This is a genomic window from Cloacibacterium normanense, assembly GCF_002943105.1.
GTDB lineage: Bacteria > Bacteroidota > Bacteroidia > Flavobacteriales > Weeksellaceae > Cloacibacterium.
The window spans coordinates 201688-220727 of the sequence record NZ_PTPZ01000001.1 but is presented as its reverse complement, the minus strand read 5'-3'; the positions used below and the strand labels follow the sequence as shown (position 1 = coordinate 220727).

Below are 19040 nucleotides of genomic sequence, written 5' to 3'. Positions count from 1 at the left end.
TAATTTCTTATTTCTTAATTATTTATTGGGATAATTCTGAATGAGAGCCTGTAAAATCGCCCACGTTTCTATATCCATTTTTCCATCGTAATTTTGTGGTCTAAAATGATATTGGAAAGCCTCAATAGTTTTCTTTGTAGCATCATCCCAAACTCCTGTTTCTGTAATTCCATAGCCAAATTGTTTTAGGGCAATCTGCACTTTCATCACAAAAGCCATGTCATTGATTTTTGCATTAAATTCTTCTGGAATAATCTGCGATTGGAAACTTTGAACTGTAGCATCATCATACCACATTCCTATTCCGTATTCGTCATATAATTTTTTCCAAGGAAATAATGGACCTGGATCTTGTTTACGAGTTGGCGCAATGTCTGAATGTGCTAAAACATTCGTAGGCGGAATTTGATAACGCATTACAATATCTTGAACCAAAGCGGCTACTTTTTTCACTTGATGCTCAGGAAACGGAACGAAAACTCTTTTTCCGTCCACTACTTTAAAACCTTCATTCACGATTTCTATTCCGATAGAAGTATCATTAAGCGTTGCATCTTTTCTCCAAGAACTGATTCCTGCGTGATAAGACCTTTTATTTTCGTCTACCAACTGATAAATTTCTATATCGGTAGAATCATTCACCAAATAGTGAGAACTTACGGCTTGAGTGGTTAAAACCCTCACAGATTTATCATGATCCAAAGCTGTGTAATGTAAAATCACATATTTCTGTCTAAAATTTTGTGCAACGGCAGGAAAATGATTTCTGGTTACTTTATAACCTTCTGGTTTTGCTCCTACCAAAGAACCATAACTGATGGTATTATCATTTTTAGTTGGGTCTGCTATATTTACTGTAAAATAATCGCCATGTACATCATGTTTTATCTCTGATTTGGGAGGATTTGGTATCGTAGATGTAGCGGGTTGAGGTAAATTATTGGGTTTTGCAATTTCTTTTTGTGAACCACAAGAAATTATTAAAGATGCTAAACCTATGAAATATAATGAATTACGCATTTTATTGATTTTTTAAAAGATTATTTATTCAAAAATACGAAAATTTTTAGCAATTTTTTTTTGGTTATTAAGGAAAACTGTCCTATATTTGCACTCGCAATTACGGAAGAGAAGTTCTTAAAAGAATTTGCAAGGAGGGTTGCCGGAGTGGTTAACGGAGCAGTTTGCTAAACTGTCGACTCGCAAGGGTCGCAAGGGTTCGAATCCCTTACCCTCCGCAACCAAGAAATTCGGGGTGTAGCGTAGTCCGGTCATCGCGCCTGGTTTGGGACCAGGAGGCCGCAGGTTCGAATCCTGCCACCCCGACAAAAAAAATCGAAAATTTTAAGGAAATTAGGGTGCGTAGCTCAGCTGGATAGAGCATCTGCCTTCTAAGCAGACGGTCTCAGGTTCGAATCCTGACGCGCTCACGAAAACCTCGCTTTCAGCGAGGTTTTTCTTTTTTTAATTTATTATTTTAATGAATGAAAAATTTGGTAATTATTGGCAAGGTTTTTCCAGAGCCTAATTCTACAGCTGCCGGTTCTAGAATGATTCAATTGATGGATTTATTCTTAACTCAAAATTATCAAATCACCTTTCTTTCCACGGCTTCTATTTCAGAAAACAGTTTTGACTTAAGTTCTAAAAATATTCAGTTTCAAAATATTTTACTCAATGACGACAGTTTTGACGAACTCATCAAAAATCTAAATCCAGAAATCGTCATTTTTGACAGATTTACTACTGAAGAACAATTCGGGTGGAGAGTTTCCGAGCAAGTTCCGAATGCAGTAAAAATTCTTGACACTGAGGATTTACATTTCCTAAGAAATGCCAGAGAAAAAGCTTTTAAACAAAATAAAATTTTAGAAAATTCAGACCTAATCAATGATATTTTCAAACGTGAACTGGCTTCCATTTTAAGATGCGACCTTTCCCTAATCATTTCTGAATTCGAGATGAATTTACTCATCGAAAAGTTTAAAATTGACGAGAATACTCTCTTTTACCTTCCACTTTTTGGAGAGGTGAAAAAACCTAAAACTTCTTTTTCAGAAAGAAAAAATTTTATCAGCATCGGTAATTTTTTGCACGAACCGAATTGGCAAACCGTTCTTCAATTGAAAAAAATTTGGAAAAACATTAAAAACCAACTTCCAGAAGCCGAAATTCATATTTATGGTGCTTACGCAAGTGAAAAAGTCTTTCAATTGCACAACGAAAAAGAAGGTTTCATCATCAAAAGAAGAGCCGAAAATGTGGAATATGTTTTTAACCAAGCAAAAGTTTTACTTGCACCCATTCCTTTTGGAGCTGGGATTAAAGGTAAATTGCTCGAAAGTATGCAATTTGGGTTACCCAATGTTACTTCCGCAGTTGGTGCAGAAGCGATGTATGGAAATTTTGAGTGGAACGGATTCATTACCGATAACGAAACGGAATTTGTAGAAAAAGCAGTTCTACTCTACCAAGATGAAAATCTTTGGCGAAAATCTCAAGAAAACGGATTCAAGATTATAGAAAACAGATTCAAAAAAGAACTTTTTGAGCCCCATTTCATTCATAAAATTCAAGAAATTTCTGAGAATTTAGAATCACACAAAAACCAAAATTTTTTAGGCCAAATTCTTCAACACCACACCTTACAAAGCACTAAATACCTGAGTAAGTGGATTGAAGAAAAGAACAAAAAATAATCCCACAAAATTTCCGTATTTTTACGCATTCAATTCAAATAAGGCAAAAAAAGCCTTTTGAAAAACCTATGGATACAGAAAATTTAAAAATTCAGATAAAAACATTTTTTGGTTTAGAAGAAGTTCTTGCCGAAGAAATTAAAAAGTTAGGCGGAAGAAAAGTAGAAATTAAAAACCGCGCCGTAAACTGTGAAGGCGACCTTGGTTTTCTTTACAAAATCAATTATTCAGCAAGAACCGCTGTCAAAATTTTGGTTCCTATTGCAACTTTCAAAGCATGGAACGAGAATAAATTTTACGATAAAGTTTTCGATTTTCCTTGGGAAACCGTGATGAGTGTAGACCAAAGTTTTGCCATAGATTCTACGGTTTATTCTGAAACGTTCACGCATTCACAATTTGTAGCCTTGAAAATGAAAGATGCGATTTGTGATTATTTCGTGATGAAAGAAAGACGCAGACCAGATGTAGACCCGAAAAATCCTGACATTAAATTCCACCTTCATATTGACAGAGAATTGGTAACGATTTCTTTAGATTCTTCTGGAGACCCTTTATTTAAGCGTGGTTACCGAAAAGAACAAGGAGAAGCGCCGATTAATGAAGTCTTGGCTTCGGGAATGTTGCAATTGGCTGGTTGGGACGGAAAAGGAAATTTTCTTGATCCAATGTGCGGAAGTGGAACGCTTTTGATAGAAGCTGCGATGCTCGCAATGGATTTACCAGCGCAAATTTTCAGAAAGAAGTTTGCTTTCCAAAATTGGAAAAATTATGATGCTGAATTGTTTGCAAAAATCAAAGAATTTAGAATCAACAGAATTAAAGAATTTACTGGAAAAATTGTAGGTTACGACATTGATGCAAGAATGCTGAATGCTGCTAGAATCAATATTGAAGCCGCCGAAATGGAAGATGTAATTGAAGTAAAAAAACAGAATTTCTTTGAATCTGAAAAAGATATGTTCCCGTTGTTGATGGTTTTCAATCCTCCTTATGATGAGAGAATTGCGATTAACCAACCCGATTTTTACAAGAAAATTGGCGATACTTTTAAACAAAAATATCCAAATACATTGGCCTGGATGATTTCATCAGATTTAGAAGGCGTGAAAAATGTAGGTTTAAGACCTTCCAGAAAAATAAAATTGTTTAACGGAAAATTAGAATGCCGTTTCTTGCAATACGAAATGTACGAAGGAACGAAGAAGATTCATAAATTGGAGAAGTAATTTTTTAACCGCAAAAGAGACAAAAGAAATGTTTGAAAACAAGTATTTCAAAAGAACAAAAAGCAAATTTCAAAATAAATTTAAACCTTTTTAGACTTTTGAATTACTAAAAAGAGATAGAGCTTTTGTCTCTTTTGTGGTTAAATCACTATCTTTACACATCAATTTTTCAAAAAATTCCATGCAAAATACAGCTCAACAATTTAGCGAAGTTATCCATCAATGTCGTGATTTATTTTCTAAAAAATTACAAGATTATGGTGCAGCTTGGCGTGTTTTAAGACCGAGTTCTATTACCGACCAAATTTACATAAAAGTCAATAGAATCCGTACTTTACAGATGACCGACGTAAAAATGGTAGATGAACAAGAAGAAGATGAATTTATAGCGATTGTGAACTATTCTATTATTGGTTTGATACAATTAGAGAAAGGTTTTTCTGAAAATTTAGACGAAGACAGAACCGAAATTCTGAAATTATATGACGATTACGCTCAAAAAGCAAAAGATTTAATGCTTCGTAAAAACCACGATTATGGTGAAGCTTGGCGCGAAATGAGGATTTCATCCATCACCGATTTAATTTATCAAAAAGTTCTTCGTACCAAACAAATTGAAGACAATCAGGGAAAAACTCTGGTTTCAGAAGGTTTAGACGCCAATTATTATGACATGCTGAATTATGCGGTTTTCTGTCTCATTAAGTTTTCGGAAACTAATTCCTAAATCCCAATCCCTAATTCCTAAAAATGAAAAGAATTTTAAGATACATAATTGCTGTTATTTTCATTGCATCTGGCTTTGTAAAAGCGATAGACGTAAAAGGTTTTTCTTTTAAACTCGAAGAATATTTTTCGCCAGACGTTTTTAATTTGACTTTTTTACAAAATTTCACTTTAGAAATTGCAATTTTAGTAGTCGCATTAGAACTAGTTTTAGGATTAATGCTTTTGTTGAAAATGAAGCTAAAATGCACACTACTTTCGTTAATTGCATTGTGCGTTTTCTTTGCATTTCTTACGTTTTATTCGGCTTATTATAACAAAGTTACAGATTGCGGTTGTTTCGGAGATGCCATCAAATTCACACCTTGGCAAAGCTTCTGGAAAGACATTACGTTACTTTTTGGCTTAATTGTTCTTTGGATTTTAAATAAAAAATCAGAGACATTACATAACGAAAATGGATTTCTAAAAATGCCATTTCTTGGTATTGGAATTTTAATTTCCGCTTTCATCATTTACTACGGAATTGCACACGAACCTTTGATTGATTTCAGAGATTATAAAATTGGGACTGATTTAAAACTTGAGAAACAAAAAATCGCGGCTAATCCTTCAGAATACAAAACTTCTTACACGCTGAAAAACAACAAAACTGGCGAAGAAAAAGTGGTAGGACAAGATGATTTCGTAAACCAAAAAGAATACTGGGAAGAAGGAACGCCTTGGCAAATTCAGAAAGGAAAAGAAGTGTCTGTTTTGGTGAAGCAAGGCTATCAATCTTCTATCGATAAATTTAAATTAGAAGACGAAAACGAAAATGATTTGACCGACCAAATTCTTCATTTACCGAAAGTGTATTTGATTTTCTCTTATAAACCAAAGGAAATTTCAAAAGAAGACTTCCTAAAATATGAAAGTTACATTAAAGCTAATGAAAATGCTTTTGGAATAACAACCGAAAAAGGCATTTTCAAAACAATTCCTAATTTAACTATGGACGGAACAGCAATCAAAACCATTGCTAGAAGCAATCCTTTCGTTTTGGTCCTAGAAAATGGTAAAATTATAGAAAAGAAAAGTCTTGAAGATTTTAAAAAAGAAAATTTTGAATAAATAAAAAACTTTGCGCTCGTTGCGAAAAACTTAGCGACTTTGCGTGAAAAAAATAAATAAAAATAAAATGAGAAAAACCAACAAATCCATCGCAGGATATCATTTATTGATGATTCTTTCGGCTGTAGATTATAAATTTCATGCAGGCGAAGAACAAGTCATCAGAGAATATCTAGAAGAAGAATTTCCGTTCCATGTGAATTTGGATAACGAGTTAGAAGTGATTTCAGCACTCCAACCTAGCGATTGGAAAGACCATTTTGAGTTTCAAGCACATTGTTTCCTAGACGATTCTACCGAAAAAGAACGTAAAGAATTTAAACAATTTGCAAAAAAACTCATCAAAGCAGACGCAACTGTTTCAGACAGAGAGCATGATTTCTATTCTTTGATGAAAACCATTTGGAAAATGTAATTGGTAGTTGGTAGTTGGTAGTTGGTAATTAGATTCTAGATTTATTTTAAGTAAATCTCCGAAAATCAATAAAATCTACGAAAGAAATTCATTAAAACTGATTCAATTCATACCCTCAAATTTCTGTAAATCTTTAAAAATTCAGAAATTTGTAAAAATTTAAAATTTAACCTCAATACTTTATAGAAATGAGAAAAAACATTGTAGCAGGAAACTGGAAAATGAACAAAAATGTGATTGATGCTCAACAATTAATGGCTCAATTATTAGATTATAAAAAAGCAAACACTACCAATTGCGAAGTTTGGATTGCACCGCCTTCATTGTATTTAATGATGGCAAGAGATATTTTCGAAAATAACGAAGTTGGCGTTTTTTCACAAGATATGAGCGAATACGAAAGTGGCGCTTACACAGGTGAAATTTCTGCAGATATGTTACAATCTATCGAAGCAGACGGTTCTATCATCGGACACAGCGAAAGAAGACAATATCATGGAGAAACCGATTCTCACTGCAATAGAAAAGTAAAATTGGCTTTAGATAAAGGTTTAACTCCTATTTATTGCAACGGCGAAACTCTAGAACAAAGAAAAGCTGGTCAACATCTTGAAGTGGTGAAAAACCAAACTGAAACTGCTCTTTTCACGCTTACTGCGGAAGAAATTAAAAAAGTGGTAATCGCTTACGAACCAGTTTGGGCAATCGGAACTGGCGAAACAGCTTCTCCAGAACAAGCGCAAGAAATTCACGCACACATCAGAAGCCTTATCGCTGCAAAATACGGACAAGAAGTTGCTGATGAAATTTCTATTTTATACGGAGGTTCTGTAAAACCAGACAATGCGAAAGAGATTTTCTCTCAGCCAGATATTGATGGCGGTTTAATTGGTGGAGCTGCTTTGAAATTAGAAGATTTTTCTAAAATTATTGAAGGTTTTAATCAATAAGAGCCAAGTAAAAATAGCCAAGTAAAAAGTAAAAGTCGGGAATTATTCTCGGCTTTTTTTGTAGCACACGTTTTGGAATTTTTTCACTTTCAGACACGCTTTTCGCACTCGCTTTTTAAAAATTTTTCTCAAAAAAATTTTAAAAGAGCTCAAACAATGCTACAGTCGTGGCTAAAATTCACGGACAGTTTTTCTTTTCACTTATTTTAAAATTTTGCTTTAAATTAATCTTCAAAAATCAACAACAATGTTTGTCATTCCGTAGGAATCTAAATTATCAATATAAAAATAGGTATAGATTCCTACGGAATGACAAAAAAACTGGAACAGAAAACGTTCTCTTCTTTGAAAACAATCGACGCTCGCTTCGCTCGCGCCAAAAAACAAAAAACTTCCAAAAGCAAAGCGTCTCAAAAAACTCTAAAACCATTGTGAACTTTGTGAAAATCTCCGAGAACTTCGTGTTACAAAAACTTTAAGAAAAACTTTGCTCTATTACGTAAAACAAATTCCGTAAATTTGCACGGACTTTGTCCGATTTATTATTGATTACAAAATACCCAACAATGCAAAACTATACAGAATTCAACTTCAAAATACAACCACTAGAACCTTGGAACGAAATCTTAATGGCAGAACTTATCGAAATAGGTTTCGACAGTTTCACCGAAGAGCTAGAAGGTATTTTGGCTTATATTCCAACTGATTTGGTCAACGAAGAGAATTTCAAAACCCTAGAAATTTTCAACAATGAAAATGTAAAAATTTCTTACACTTTCCAAGAAATGCCGAACATCAACTGGAACGAAGAATGGGAAAAAAACTTCTCTCCGATTAATGTAGAAGATAAGGTTTTAATTCGTGCAGAATTCCACGAACCCAATCCTGCGATGGAAGAAATCATCATTCAGCCGAAAATGTCTTTCGGAACGGGGCATCATCCAACTACGCATCTCATGATTCAGCAAATGCTGGAAATGGATTTCAAAGACAAAAAAGTTTTGGATATGGGTTGCGGAACTTCCGTTCTTGCCATTTATGCCAAAATGAAAGGCGCAAAAGATGTTTTGGCAATTGACATTGATGAATGGTCAGTTGAAAATTCTAAAGAAAACGCTGAAAGAAACAACGTAGAACTCAGAATAGAACTGGGAACTGCCGAAAATTTAGGAAAAGAAAAATTTGATATTATTTTAGCGAATATCAACAGAAATATCTTAATTTCAGACATCCCAACTTACGTAAAAGACATGAACGAAGGCAGCGAACTATTGCTTTCTGGCTTATGTTTCTTTGATGTAGCAGATATTTTGGAAGTTTGTACAGAACAAGGGCTTAAACTCAAAAACAAACAACAGCGCGAGGAATGGTGCAGTTTGCTTTTGGAGAAATAAATTTTTAGAAACGCTCAAATGAATTTGAGCGTTTTTTTATTTCCACATCATGTTCAAAATCATTAAATTTGCGTTTTTACAAAAACATATATAGAAAGCATTATCAATATGACTTCACAAGAAATACGCCAACAGTTTTTAGATTTTTTCAAAAGCAAAGGACACTTAATTGTTCCTTCTGCTCCAATTGTGCTGAAAGACGACCCTACTCTGATGTTTTCCAACTCTGGAATGACGCAGTTTAAGGACTATTTCCTTGGTTACAAAGAACCAAAAGCACCTAGAATTGCCGATACTCAAAAATGTTTGAGAGTTTCCGGTAAACATAATGATTTAGATGATGTAGGTCGTGATACGTATCACCACACCATGTTCGAAATGTTGGGAAACTGGAGTTTTGGAGATTATTTCAAAAAAGAAGCCATCGATTTTGCTTGGGAATTACTGACAGAAGTTTATAAAATTCCAAAAGAAAATCTATATGTAACCATTTTTGAAGGAGACGTTTCAGAAAATTTAGAGCGCGACCAAGCTGCTTATGATTTCTGGAAAGCACACATTTCAGAAGACAGAATTATCAATGGAAACAAGAAAGATAATTTCTGGGAAATGGGCGAATCTGGACCTTGTGGACCTTGTTCAGAAATTCACGTAGACCTACGTTCTGAAGAAGAAAAAGCAAAAACTCCAGGAGTTCAGTTGATTAACCAAGATCATCCTCAAGTTGTAGAAATTTGGAATAACGTATTCATGGAGTTCAACAGAAAAGCTGATGGAACTCTAGAAAAACTTCCTGCGCAACATGTAGATACAGGAATGGGATTTGAGAGACTTTGTATGGCGTTGCAAGGTAAAAAATCTAATTACGACACTGATGTTTTCACTCCGCTGATTGCAAAAGTAGAAGAACTTTCTGGCAAAAAATATGAAGGAATTTTAGAAAACGAAAAAGATATTGCAATTAGAGTTGTGGTAGACCATATTCGTGCGGTTGCTTTTGCCATTGCAGATGGTCAGTTGCCTTCTAATGGTGGTGCTGGTTACGTAATTCGTAGAATTTTGAGACGTGCCATTTCGTATTCTTACAGATTTTTAGATATGAAAGAGCCTTTCTTATATGAATTGGTGGCTGTTCTTAAAAATCAAATGGGAGCTTTCTTCCCAGAAATCGTGAAGCAAGAAAAATTGGTGACCGAAGTGATTAAAGAAGAAGAAAATTCTTTCTTGAAAACCATCGAACACGGTTTGGTTCGTCTAGATCACATTATCAAAGACACCATTGCTAAAAACGAAAAAGTATTACCTGGAGCTGAAGTTTTTGAATTGTATGATACTTATGGATTCCCAGCCGATTTATCTAGAATTATTGCCGAAGAAAAGCAATTAACTGTAGATGAAAAAGGCTTTGATGAAGAAATGGAGAAACAAAAACAACGTTCTAAAAAATCATCGGCGCAAAAAGTTTATGACTGGGTAATTTTAGAAGAAAAACCAGAAACTTTCGTAGGTTATGACCAAACTTCTTCTGAAACTTACATTACAAGATATAGAAAAGTAGAAAATAAAGACGGAGAATTCTTCCAAATTGTGCTGAATAAAACGCCTTTCTATCCTGAAGGTGGTGGTCAGGTTGGTGACAAAGGAATCCTTATCCCAAGTTATGCAGAAGGTTTTGACCTTTCTAATCCTGCTGCTTTTGACAGAGAAAATACTACTAAAATTTTAGAAGTTTTAGAAACTAAAAAAGAAAATAATCTGATTATTTCTTTGGTGAAAGAATTGCCAAAAGATGCTGGAGCGCTTTTCTACGCAGAAGTAAACACCGCAGACAGAAAAAACACTCAAGCAAATCACTCTGTAACACACTTGTTGCACGAAGCTTTGAGAGACGTTTTAGGAACTCACGTAGAACAAAAAGGTTCTTATGTAGGTCCAGAATATTTGCGTTTTGACTTCTCGCATTTTTCTAAAATGAACGAAGAAGAATTGGCTTTGGTGGAAGAAAAAGTTAATGCTAAAATCAAAGAAAATATCCCTTTACAGGAATTCAGAAATATCCCGATTCAGGAAGCGCTAGACAAAGGAGCGATGGCACTTTTCGGGGAAAAATATGGAGATAATGTAAGAATGATTCAATTCGGAAGTTCAAGAGAATTATGTGGTGGAACTCACGTAAAATCTACTGGCGAAATTGGGCATTTCAAATTGGTTTCAGAAAGTTCTACTGCTGCTGGAATTAGAAGAATAGAAGCAATTTCTGGTGATAAAGCAACGGAATATTTCAAAAATTTAGAAAACCAACTGAAAGAAGTTTCTGCATTATTAAAGTCTAAAGATTTAGTAAAATCTATCGAAAAATTGCTGGAAGAAAACGCAGCTCTAAAATCTGAAGTGGAAGCTTTGAAAAAAGAAAAAGCTAAAGGCGAAATTAACGATTGGAAAAACGCTTTCGTACAAAAAGGTGACAAGCAATTATTGGTAAAACGCACTTCTTTAGACGCTGGTTCTGTAAAAGATATTGTCTTCCAATTGAAAAAAGAAATTCCAAATTCTGTAACGATTGTGATTTCTGACGCAGGCGAAAAACCAATGATTACCGTTGGTGTTTCTGCAGATTTAGAAGCAAATTATCACGCTGGAAACATTGTAAAAGAACTCGCAAAAGAAATCCAAGGTGGTGGTGGTGGAAACCCAGGTTTCGCAACTGCCGGTGGAAAAAACCTTGCAGGAATTGAAAATGCTTTGAATAAAGCTTTAGAAATCTAAAAATATCAAATGTGAGTGTTTTCAATTTATTTAAAGTTTTTTTGCTACTGGCTTTTTTAGTTAGTTGCAGAAATGATGCGGAGCAAAAAAATGTTAATCAAATTACAGGTAATTATAGACTCCTTAAAATTAATGTTTCTGAACCTGTAGATTACAATGCAGATGGCATATTTGAAACAGATATTACAAAGTATTTTATTTGTTCTCCAACGCTTACAATAAATAAAGAAGGAACAATGAAATACCCTTCCATCAACATAAATATTGAAAATTATATAATGGAAATGGGTACTGGATACATGATAAAATATGAAACTGCAGAATGTGAATCTCCTATTTACAATGCTACTTACATAGATTATGACGAATATGTATTGATTGATACAGAATGGGGAGATAAACTTACATTTTATAAAAAAGATTCAAACATTTTGTACTCAAAATTCAACTATGCCAATTTAGTCGTCCAAGATAATTCTGGCCATAAAATTTTAAAAAGAGTCAATTTAGAATTTCAATATATTAAAAATTAAATATCCTTTAAAAATCCCTTTCAAGAAAATTGAGAGGGTTTTTTAATAAAAATTTGTGATTTCATGTGCGTTTGTGTAACATTTTAATCCCTAGTTTTGTCTTATTAGAAAAAACCAAATGAAACAAACTTTATCGGCGCTATTTTTCCTTTTTTTTACTTTATATTTTTCTCAAAATCAACTTCAAGTTATCAATGCTAAAAATCAAAAAGCGGTGTACAATGCTGCTGTGTATTGTGATGATGATTTGCTTGGAAAAACTGACGCAAATGGAAAATTAACCTTCAAAACCAAATGTAAAAAAATAGAAATTTTTGCCAATAATTTTGAAGATAAAGAATTGAACGTACAAAAAGAAATGAAAGTTTCTTTGACGCCAAGTAAAGAAAAAATGGGAAATATTGACAAAGTTATTCTCACCGATAAAAGCGACGCAAAAGCTCTGAAGATTCTAGACGAATTCAATAAAAATTACAAAAAAAACAGTCCACAAGCATTAGATTCTTATCAGTTCAAATCATACAGTAAAATTTCGATTGATGTAGACCAAGATTCTATCGCAGATTATCAAAATTTTCTCGCAAAAAGAACAGATTCTTTAGCAAAAATTGAAAAAAGAACGTTCAAACAAAAATACAAAGAGAAGAAAGATTCACTTCTTGGCGAAGATTTCGTAAATGCGACCAAGGAAAGTCAGTTCTTTCTTTGGGAAAAAGCTACAGAACATCAATTTTCTCAAAAATACGGCGACAAAACCAATATTTTAGACAGCAGAATGTCTGGTTTTCCTCATCCAATTTATGAAGCTTTGGCATTGAATATTTCTTATCTCAATCGTATTCCGAGACAGTTGAGTCCAGAAAATCGCAACATTTATCGTTATTATCTTTCAGACACTATTGAAATTGACAATAGAAAAACTTATGTGATTAAATTCAAAGAAATCACCAATAAATTGAAGCAAAATCCTAGAAAATACAATGGTAAAATTTACATTGATGCAGAAAAATATGCCTTAAAAAAACTGGAAACCAGCAGTAAAAAACGAAACGAAGGAAGCGGAACCATCATTTGGAAACCGATTAACCATAAATGGTTTTTGGTTTCTGAAAACCTTAAAGTAAAAATGGGCGACTCTCGTTTTGAAACAGCTAAAAAAGACAGTGTAAAAAAAGACGAAAAGCAAAAGTTCAAAACCAAAAAATTTGGTAATTTTCTGTATGTCAAAAACCAATATTTTGATTTTGAAACCAATATTACTCAACAAAAAAGTAATTTTTCTGGCTATTCTTTAGAAGTAAAAAACGCAGATGGAAGTTTGCTTTCTCAATACAGAACCGAGTCTTTATCTGCGAGAGAAAGCGCAACGTATCAAAAAATAGACACCTTAGTCAAAAAAGCAGATGTCGAAAAAAGAGTGAGCCTAATCACCAATTTATTGAAGGGAAATATCCGCTATAAAATGCTGGATTTTGATGTTTTAAAATTCTTTGAACTCAATAAATATGAATCAATAAGATTGGGAATCGGCGTAAAACTGAATGAAAAATTTTCTAAAACTTTTTCACCAGATTTTTATGTTGGTTATGGCTTCAAAGACCATCGTTGGAAATACAGAATCGGTTTAGACACCAAACTTTCGAGCAAAAGAACCTCTGTACTCAGAGTTCATTATTCTGATGATATTTTTGCGGCTGGAAGAATCAACAAAACTTTTTGGGACAGTTCCATGAAATTCAATGAATTGAACATGGATATTTACAATGACCATTTTTACAGAAATCAGCAATTTGGAGCATCATTTTTGTATGATGTAAGCAATTCTTTGAGTGCAAAATTGGCTTTAACCCGAGAAAAACAAAATGCGCTGTTTGATTACCAATACCAAAACTTCGCCAATGATTTTCAGAATTTCAGCACTACTCTATCTCTAAAATATGCGCCAAAAGATAAAAATCTGATGACTCCTTCAGGAAAATTGACGTATCAAAAAGCTTATCCTCAGTTTTATGTGAATTTCGAAAAAGGTTTTGAAATTTTGGGCGGAAAATTAGATTACCATCGTTTAGATGCTTTTGCAATTCATCAATTCAAGTCTAAAATGGGAACCTCTCAAATTAAAATTTCTGGAGGAATTTCTTCGGGAAGCGCTCCTATTTGGAAGAATTTTGAAATCGTAGGAGACCTCAACGCTTTTTCTACAAGTCTTTTTTCTAAAATCAATACGCCTTCTACTTTCAGTTTTGTGACGATGCCATCAGGAAGTTTTTATGTAGATCAGTTTGCTGCGCTTCATTTTTCTCAGGAATTACCTTTTCAGTTTAAAACCTTCGGAAATAGAGTTTCTACAATAAAATTAGCATATCATTCAGCGATTGGTGGTTTTAAGAATCCTGAAAACCATCAGTTTGATTTTAAAGTTTTAGACCATCCTTATCAAGAAGTAGGTGCAGTTTGGAACCGATTTTTAGGAAGAGGATTTGATGTAGGCTTTTTCTATCGATTAGGATATTATCAAACCTCAAATTTCAATGATAATTACGGAATTCAGATTAAATTAAGTGGTTTTTAGAGAATAGTAAAAAGGAAAATAAGTTGGGTTTTCATTCCACAAAACCAGAAATTAAAAAATAAAAACAGTGGCATACAATCTAAATAAAACCTTATTTTTGCACATCTAAAGATTTTAGTTTTGATTACAACAGACCAACTTAAAGATACACAAAAACGCATCGAAGATTTGCATAAATTTCTTCAAATTGAAAAGAAGAAACTAGAAATCATCAACGATGACGAAAAAACGGCTGCTCCAGAATTTTGGGACAACCCAAAAGAAGCGGAAGGTTTCCTAAAACAACTGCGTTCTAAGAAAAAATGGGTGGAAGAATATGAAGAGATTCATACGCAGTTTGAAGATTTACAAGTTTTGGTAGAATTTGCCAAAGAAGATGCGGATTCTGAACAAGAATTAGACGAACAATTCCCTCAATTAGTTGAAAAAATAGAAAATCTAGAGTTCAAAAACATGTTGTCTAATGAAGGCGATGAACTTTCTGCCGTGCTACAAATTACGGCGGGAGCTGGTGGAACAGAATCATGCGATTGGGCTTCTATGCTGATGAGAATGTACCAAATGTGGAGCGAAAAACAAGGCTATAAAATCCGTGAATTAAATTACCAAGAAGGCGATGTAGCTGGTGTAAAAACCGTAACCTTAGAAATTGACGGAGAATATGCTTTTGGTTATTTGAAAGGAGAAAATGGAGTTCACAGATTGGTAAGAATTTCACCTTTCGACAGCAATGCAAAGCGACACACCAGTTTTGTTTCGGTGTATGTTTATCCTTTGGTAGATGATTCTATAGAAATTAACATCAATCCGGCAGATATTTCTTTTGAAACCATGCGAAGTTCTGGAGCTGGTGGACAAAACGTGAATAAGGTAGAAACAGCGGTGCGTCTTCGTCACGCTCCTACTGGAATTATTATTGAAAATTCAGAATCTCGTTCTCAGCTTCAAAACAAAGAAAAAGCGATGCAACTCTTGAAATCTCGTCTCTATGAAATGGAATTGGAAGAAAGAATGAAAGCTAGAAACGAAATCGAAGCCAATAAAATGAAAATTGAATGGGGAAGCCAAATTAGAAACTACGTAATGCATCCTTATAAATTGGTAAAAGACGTTCGTTCTGGCTATGAAACTTCTGATGTAGACGGCGTAATGAACGGTAATTTAACTCCTTTCCTCAAAGCATTTTTAATGAACGAAGGAACAGCGGTTACGGATGATGATTTTGATTTATAAATGATAAAAAAAGGAAGTTTAAAATTTTAAACTTCCTTTTTCTTTGAAAATAATAATTGTTTGATGAGCGGAATATTCGCCAAAATTATAATTCCCCAAATCATATAATCTAAATTATCTTTTACCCATTGTATTCTTCCCAAGTTGTAGCCCAACAAACCTATTACACCTACCCAAAGAAATGCTCCAATCATACTAAAACTTAGAAAAGTAGAATATTTCACTTTGGTAGAACCACATAAAAATGGAACGATTGTTCTAATTACTGGAACAAAACGGGCAATAATAATAGAGTTCTTTCCGTTTTTATCAAAAAAATCTTTGGCTTTTTCTAGATGTTTTTTCTTAATGAAAAAATCTTTTTCGCTGTTCATGATATAATCACCAAAGCGTTTTCCCACGTAATAGTTTAAATTATCTCCTAAAATCGCCGCGAAAATAAGTAAAGGAATGACCAAATAAATATTAAGAGAACCTTCTTGAGCCAATAAACCTATGGTAAATATCAATGCATCACCAGGTAAAAATGGCATGAGAAAAGAAGCAATGATAAGACCTGTTTCTGCAAAAATGATTAAGAACAAGAAAACATACACCCAATTATGATACTTTTCGATAATCGCTAAAAGTACCTGATCAGGCTTGGAAACAAAATCTAAGAGGAAACTCCAAATGCTTTCTAACATCTATGCTATTTTCTTTTAATTGCTTTAAAGATAATAGGTAAAACTGAAATAAACACAATTCCTAAAACAAATTTTTCAAAATTTAATTTCACCCACTCAATATTTCCTAGAAAATATCCAAGCAAAGTAATAGAAGTCACCCAAATAAAAGCACCAGTAATACAGTACAATAAATAAGTTCTGTACTTCATTTCTCCTGCTCCTGCTACAAAAGGAGCGATAGTTCTCACAATTGGGATAAATCTTGCTAGAATAACTGTTTTTCCGCCATTTTCTGCAAAATATTTTTCAGTGTCTTCTATGTGAGATTTCTTTAAAAATAAAATTCTTTCTTTAGATTGAATAAAATCCCCGAATTTTTTCCCGATAAAGTAATTCAAATTATCTCCTAAAAGTGCTGCTAAAACCAATAATGGTATAATAGTATAAATGTCTATTTGACCTGTTGTAGAAGCAATTAAACCCACTGCAAAAAGTAGAGAATCTCCCGGTAAAAATGGCATTACTACCACACCAGTTTCTACGAAAATCACTAAAAATAAAAATAAGTAAATGTAAATGCCATAGTCTCTAATAATCTCGGTAAGCACTAATAAGGGATTTCCTAATAAATCTAGGATAAATTGTAATAATTCCATTCAGTTAATTTATATGACGACAAAGATAATATTTAAAAACAAAAAACTTTGTTAAAGAATTCTAAAAAAATCAACGAAATGCCATTAAAAAAGCTTAACTTATTTTTGTAATTTTACAAAATGATTTCTCAGAAGACCATAGATAAAATTTTCTCTACGATTCGAGTAGAAGAAATTATTGGCGAGTATGTTCAGTTAAAACGTGCAGGCACTAATTTCAAGGGCTTGAGTCCGTTTCATGAAGAAAAAACGCCGAGTTTTGTGGTTTCTCCCAGCAAACAAATTTGGAAGGACTTCTCCTCTGGAAAAGGTGGAACTGCCATCACTTTCCTCATGGAAATCGAAGGATTTACCTATCCTGAAGCGCTGAGACATGCTGCCAAAAAGTACGGCATAGAAATAGAAGAAGACCAAGTAGAATATTCTGAAGAGCAGAAAAAAGCCCAATCCGAAAGAGAAATTCTTTACAAAATTCATGAAGTTGCCAATACTTTTTTCCAAGACAACCTTTGGGAAACCGAAGAAGGAAAAACCATTGCACTCTCTTATTTTAAGGAACGTGAACTGCATGATGACATCATCAAAAAATTTCAATTAGGCTATTCTCCAGAAAAGAAAAATGCTTTTACTGAATACGCTCTAGCAAAAGGTTATGAAAAAGAAATTTTAGAAAAATCTGGAATTTCTATTTTCCCGGAAAATTCACCATCAGGAATTGACCGATTCCGTGAACGTGTGATTTTTCCAATACATAGTTTTTCGGGAAGAGTTTTAGGTTTCGGAGCGAGAATTCTGAAATCCAATGTAAAAACTGCCAAATATCTCAATTCACCAGAAACCGAAATTTACCATAAATCTAATGTTCTCTATGGTTTAAATCAAAGCAAACAAGCCATTTCCAGAGAAAATTTATGTTTATTGGTAGAAGGTTATATGGATGTGATTTCGCTTCACCAAAGCGGAATTGAAAACGTAGTAGCAAGTTCGGGAACTGCGCTTACAACGGAACAAATTAAACTCATTAAACGTCTCACCGAAAACGTAACCATACTTTTTGACGGAGATGCAGCAGGAATTAAAGCCAGTTTCAGAAGTATAGACATGTTGCTTTCTGAAGGAATGAATATTCGCGTGGTATTATTTCCTGATGGCGATGACCCAGACAGTTTTGCTAGAAAAAATCCTAGAGATTTTGTAGAAGATTTCATTAAAAATAAAGCGAAAGATTTCATTGATTTCAAAGCCGAAATTCTATTAAAAGAAGCGAATAACGATCCTATCAAAAAAGCGGAAGCGATTAGAGATATTGTAAAATCTATTGGTTTCGTTTCTAATGCTTTAAAACAAGAGGTTTACCTAAAACAAGTTTCTACCCAATTTGGACTTTCGGAACAATCACTTTTTAACGAACTAGGCGTTCAAAAACAAGTGGTTCAACAGCAAAAACCTGCCGAAAAAAGAGATACAAATGTTGTAAAACTTGAAAAAGTTCAAGAATTTACAGAAACCATCAATCCTCTTTTGGTTTTAGAAGAAAAATTGGTAGAACTCATGTTGAAATTTGGTCAATTTAAATTGTTCAGAAAAACGCCAGACAACGAAAATTATGAAACCACAGTCATTGAAGAAATCATCAATCATTTAGAAGAAGACCAATATCAACCGATTTCTCCTTTGAATCAAAGGATTATTGAAGAAATAAAAGCAGGAATCCAACAAAATGAACTTCGTTCTAGTGATTTTTTCAAAACTTTCATGGATGAAGAAGTGGTGACAAAAACAGCGGATGCATTAATTAACGCTCATGAAACCAGCAATTGGGAAAAACACAACATCTATTTCAGTAAAGAAGAAGAGTTGGTAGACAAAATTGTAAAAGATGTCATCATAAGACACAAAAGAGAATTTGTAGTAAAAATCATAAACGATTTAAAACACCAAATTTCAGAGGAAAATTCAGCAGAAACTTATCTAAAAATCATCAACCTCACAAAACTTAAAAACAAAATAGACGAAAATTTATTTAGAATTTTGTGACACTTTGGCTAAATTTGTAAAAAGGAACAGACTTTGAATAAAAAGAAGT

At 33.6% G+C, this 19040-nt stretch carries 15 protein-coding genes and 3 tRNA genes; 15 read left to right on the top strand and 3 right to left on the bottom strand.

The genetic code is table 11. From position 1 onward, the window contains the following. Positions 1 to 18 precede the first annotated feature (18 nt). The gene (locus tag C3729_RS01010; protein WP_104792432.1) at positions 19 to 1020 is read right to left on the bottom strand and encodes an N-acetylmuramoyl-L-alanine amidase; all 1002 of its coding nucleotides are present in this window, start codon (positions 1018 to 1020) and stop codon (positions 19 to 21) included. A 133-nt stretch (positions 1021 to 1153) separates the two neighbouring features. On the opposite strand from C3729_RS01010, the gene C3729_RS01005 reads away from it, so the two are divergent. The 14 genes from C3729_RS01005 to prfB all read left to right on the top strand — a co-directional run bounded on the left by C3729_RS01005 (position 1154) and on the right by prfB (position 15630). Next, positions 1154 to 1238: transfer RNA gene (locus tag C3729_RS01005), tRNA-Ser, on the top strand. Positions 1239 to 1251: 13 nt separating this feature from the next. Further along, positions 1252 to 1326, top strand: a tRNA-Pro gene (locus C3729_RS01000). Positions 1327 to 1356: 30 nt separating this feature from the next. Beyond that, positions 1357 to 1430, top strand: a tRNA-Arg gene (locus C3729_RS00995). Positions 1431 to 1484: 54 nt separating this feature from the next. After that, positions 1485 to 2699 carry a glycosyltransferase family 4 protein gene (locus C3729_RS00990; RefSeq protein ID WP_104792431.1) on the top strand — a complete coding sequence of 405 codons (1215 nt, stop codon included), beginning with the start codon at positions 1485 to 1487 and terminating at the stop codon, positions 2697 to 2699. Positions 2700 to 2767: 68 nt separating this feature from the next. After that, positions 2768 to 3928 (top strand): class I SAM-dependent RNA methyltransferase, encoded by a 1161-nt coding sequence (locus C3729_RS00985; protein ID WP_104792430.1) that lies wholly within the window; start codon positions 2768 to 2770, stop codon positions 3926 to 3928. A 181-nt stretch (positions 3929 to 4109) separates the two neighbouring features. Further along, positions 4110 to 4655, top strand: coding sequence for a DUF1599 domain-containing protein (locus C3729_RS00980; protein ID WP_104792429.1), 546 nt, complete (start codon positions 4110 to 4112; stop codon positions 4653 to 4655). A gap of 23 nt (positions 4656 to 4678) precedes the next feature. Further along, the gene (locus C3729_RS00975; RefSeq protein WP_104792428.1) at positions 4679 to 5767 is read left to right on the top strand and encodes a BT_3928 family protein; all 1089 of its coding nucleotides are present in this window, start codon (positions 4679 to 4681) and stop codon (positions 5765 to 5767) included. 67 nt (positions 5768 to 5834) lie between these two features. Beyond that, positions 5835 to 6182: a hypothetical protein gene (locus C3729_RS00970; protein ID WP_104792781.1), complete on the top strand. Its 348-nt coding sequence runs from the start codon at positions 5835 to 5837 to the stop codon at positions 6180 to 6182. Between the two features lie 188 nt (positions 6183 to 6370). After that, positions 6371 to 7132, top strand: a complete 762-nt coding sequence (gene tpiA, locus C3729_RS00965) for a triose-phosphate isomerase (protein ID WP_104792427.1) — start codon at positions 6371 to 6373, stop codon at positions 7130 to 7132. A gap of 566 nt (positions 7133 to 7698) precedes the next feature. Beyond that, positions 7699 to 8526, top strand: a complete 828-nt coding sequence (gene prmA, locus C3729_RS00960) for a 50S ribosomal protein L11 methyltransferase (protein ID WP_104792426.1) — start codon at positions 7699 to 7701, stop codon at positions 8524 to 8526. A gap of 108 nt (positions 8527 to 8634) precedes the next feature. Then, a complete protein-coding gene (gene alaS / locus C3729_RS00955) occupies positions 8635 to 11292 on the top strand; it encodes an alanine--tRNA ligase (protein WP_104792425.1) in 2658 nt (885 codons plus the stop codon). Between the two features lie 11 nt (positions 11293 to 11303). Then, complete coding sequence (locus tag C3729_RS00950; protein ID WP_104792424.1) at positions 11304 to 11825, top strand: hypothetical protein; 522 nt, start codon at positions 11304 to 11306, stop codon at positions 11823 to 11825. Between the two features lie 118 nt (positions 11826 to 11943). Beyond that, positions 11944 to 14397: a DUF5686 family protein gene (locus C3729_RS00945; protein ID WP_104792423.1), complete on the top strand. Its 2454-nt coding sequence runs from the start codon at positions 11944 to 11946 to the stop codon at positions 14395 to 14397. A 120-nt stretch (positions 14398 to 14517) separates the two neighbouring features. Continuing rightward, on the top strand, positions 14518 to 15630 hold the full coding sequence (gene prfB / locus C3729_RS00940; protein ID WP_104792422.1) for a peptide chain release factor 2: 1113 nt from the start codon (positions 14518 to 14520) through the stop codon (positions 15628 to 15630). Between the two features lie 26 nt (positions 15631 to 15656). Here the strand turns inward: prfB and C3729_RS00935 are convergent, their stop codons facing one another. Both C3729_RS00935 and C3729_RS00930 read right to left on the bottom strand, forming a co-directional pair. Beyond that, positions 15657 to 16316, bottom strand: coding sequence for a DedA family protein (locus C3729_RS00935; RefSeq protein WP_104792421.1), 660 nt, complete (start codon positions 16314 to 16316; stop codon positions 15657 to 15659). Positions 16317 to 16321: 5 nt separating this feature from the next. Then, positions 16322 to 16954 carry a VTT domain-containing protein gene (locus tag C3729_RS00930; protein ID WP_104792420.1) on the bottom strand — a complete coding sequence of 211 codons (633 nt, stop codon included), beginning with the start codon at positions 16952 to 16954 and terminating at the stop codon, positions 16322 to 16324. A gap of 120 nt (positions 16955 to 17074) precedes the next feature. On the opposite strand from C3729_RS00930, the gene dnaG reads away from it, so the two are divergent. Next, positions 17075 to 18991 carry a DNA primase gene (gene dnaG / locus C3729_RS00925; protein ID WP_104792419.1) on the top strand — a complete coding sequence of 639 codons (1917 nt, stop codon included), beginning with the start codon at positions 17075 to 17077 and terminating at the stop codon, positions 18989 to 18991. The last annotated feature ends 49 nt before the right edge of the window (positions 18992 to 19040 follow it).

Coding starts and splice junctions, on each gene's coding strand:
- tpiA (WP_104792427.1), top strand. CDS start 6,371: ATGAGAAAAAACATTGTAGCAGGAAACTGGAAAATGAACAAAAATGTG.
- dnaG (WP_104792419.1), top strand. CDS start 17,075: ATGATTTCTCAGAAGACCATAGATAAAATTTTCTCTACGATTCGAGTA.
- C3729_RS01010 (WP_104792432.1), bottom strand. CDS start 1,020: ATGCGTAATTCATTATATTTCATAGGTTTAGCATCTTTAATAATTTCT.
- C3729_RS00975 (WP_104792428.1), top strand. CDS start 4,679: ATGAAAAGAATTTTAAGATACATAATTGCTGTTATTTTCATTGCATCT.
- C3729_RS00985 (WP_104792430.1), top strand. CDS start 2,768: ATGGATACAGAAAATTTAAAAATTCAGATAAAAACATTTTTTGGTTTA.
- alaS (WP_104792425.1), top strand. CDS start 8,635: ATGACTTCACAAGAAATACGCCAACAGTTTTTAGATTTTTTCAAAAGC.
- C3729_RS00945 (WP_104792423.1), top strand. CDS start 11,944: ATGAAACAAACTTTATCGGCGCTATTTTTCCTTTTTTTTACTTTATAT.
- prmA (WP_104792426.1), top strand. CDS start 7,699: ATGCAAAACTATACAGAATTCAACTTCAAAATACAACCACTAGAACCT.
- C3729_RS00935 (WP_104792421.1), bottom strand. CDS start 16,316: ATGTTAGAAAGCATTTGGAGTTTCCTCTTAGATTTTGTTTCCAAGCCT.
- C3729_RS00930 (WP_104792420.1), bottom strand. CDS start 16,954: ATGGAATTATTACAATTTATCCTAGATTTATTAGGAAATCCCTTATTA.
- C3729_RS00980 (WP_104792429.1), top strand. CDS start 4,110: ATGCAAAATACAGCTCAACAATTTAGCGAAGTTATCCATCAATGTCGT.
- C3729_RS00970 (WP_104792781.1), top strand. CDS start 5,835: ATGAGAAAAACCAACAAATCCATCGCAGGATATCATTTATTGATGATT.
- C3729_RS00990 (WP_104792431.1), top strand. CDS start 1,485: ATGAAAAATTTGGTAATTATTGGCAAGGTTTTTCCAGAGCCTAATTCT.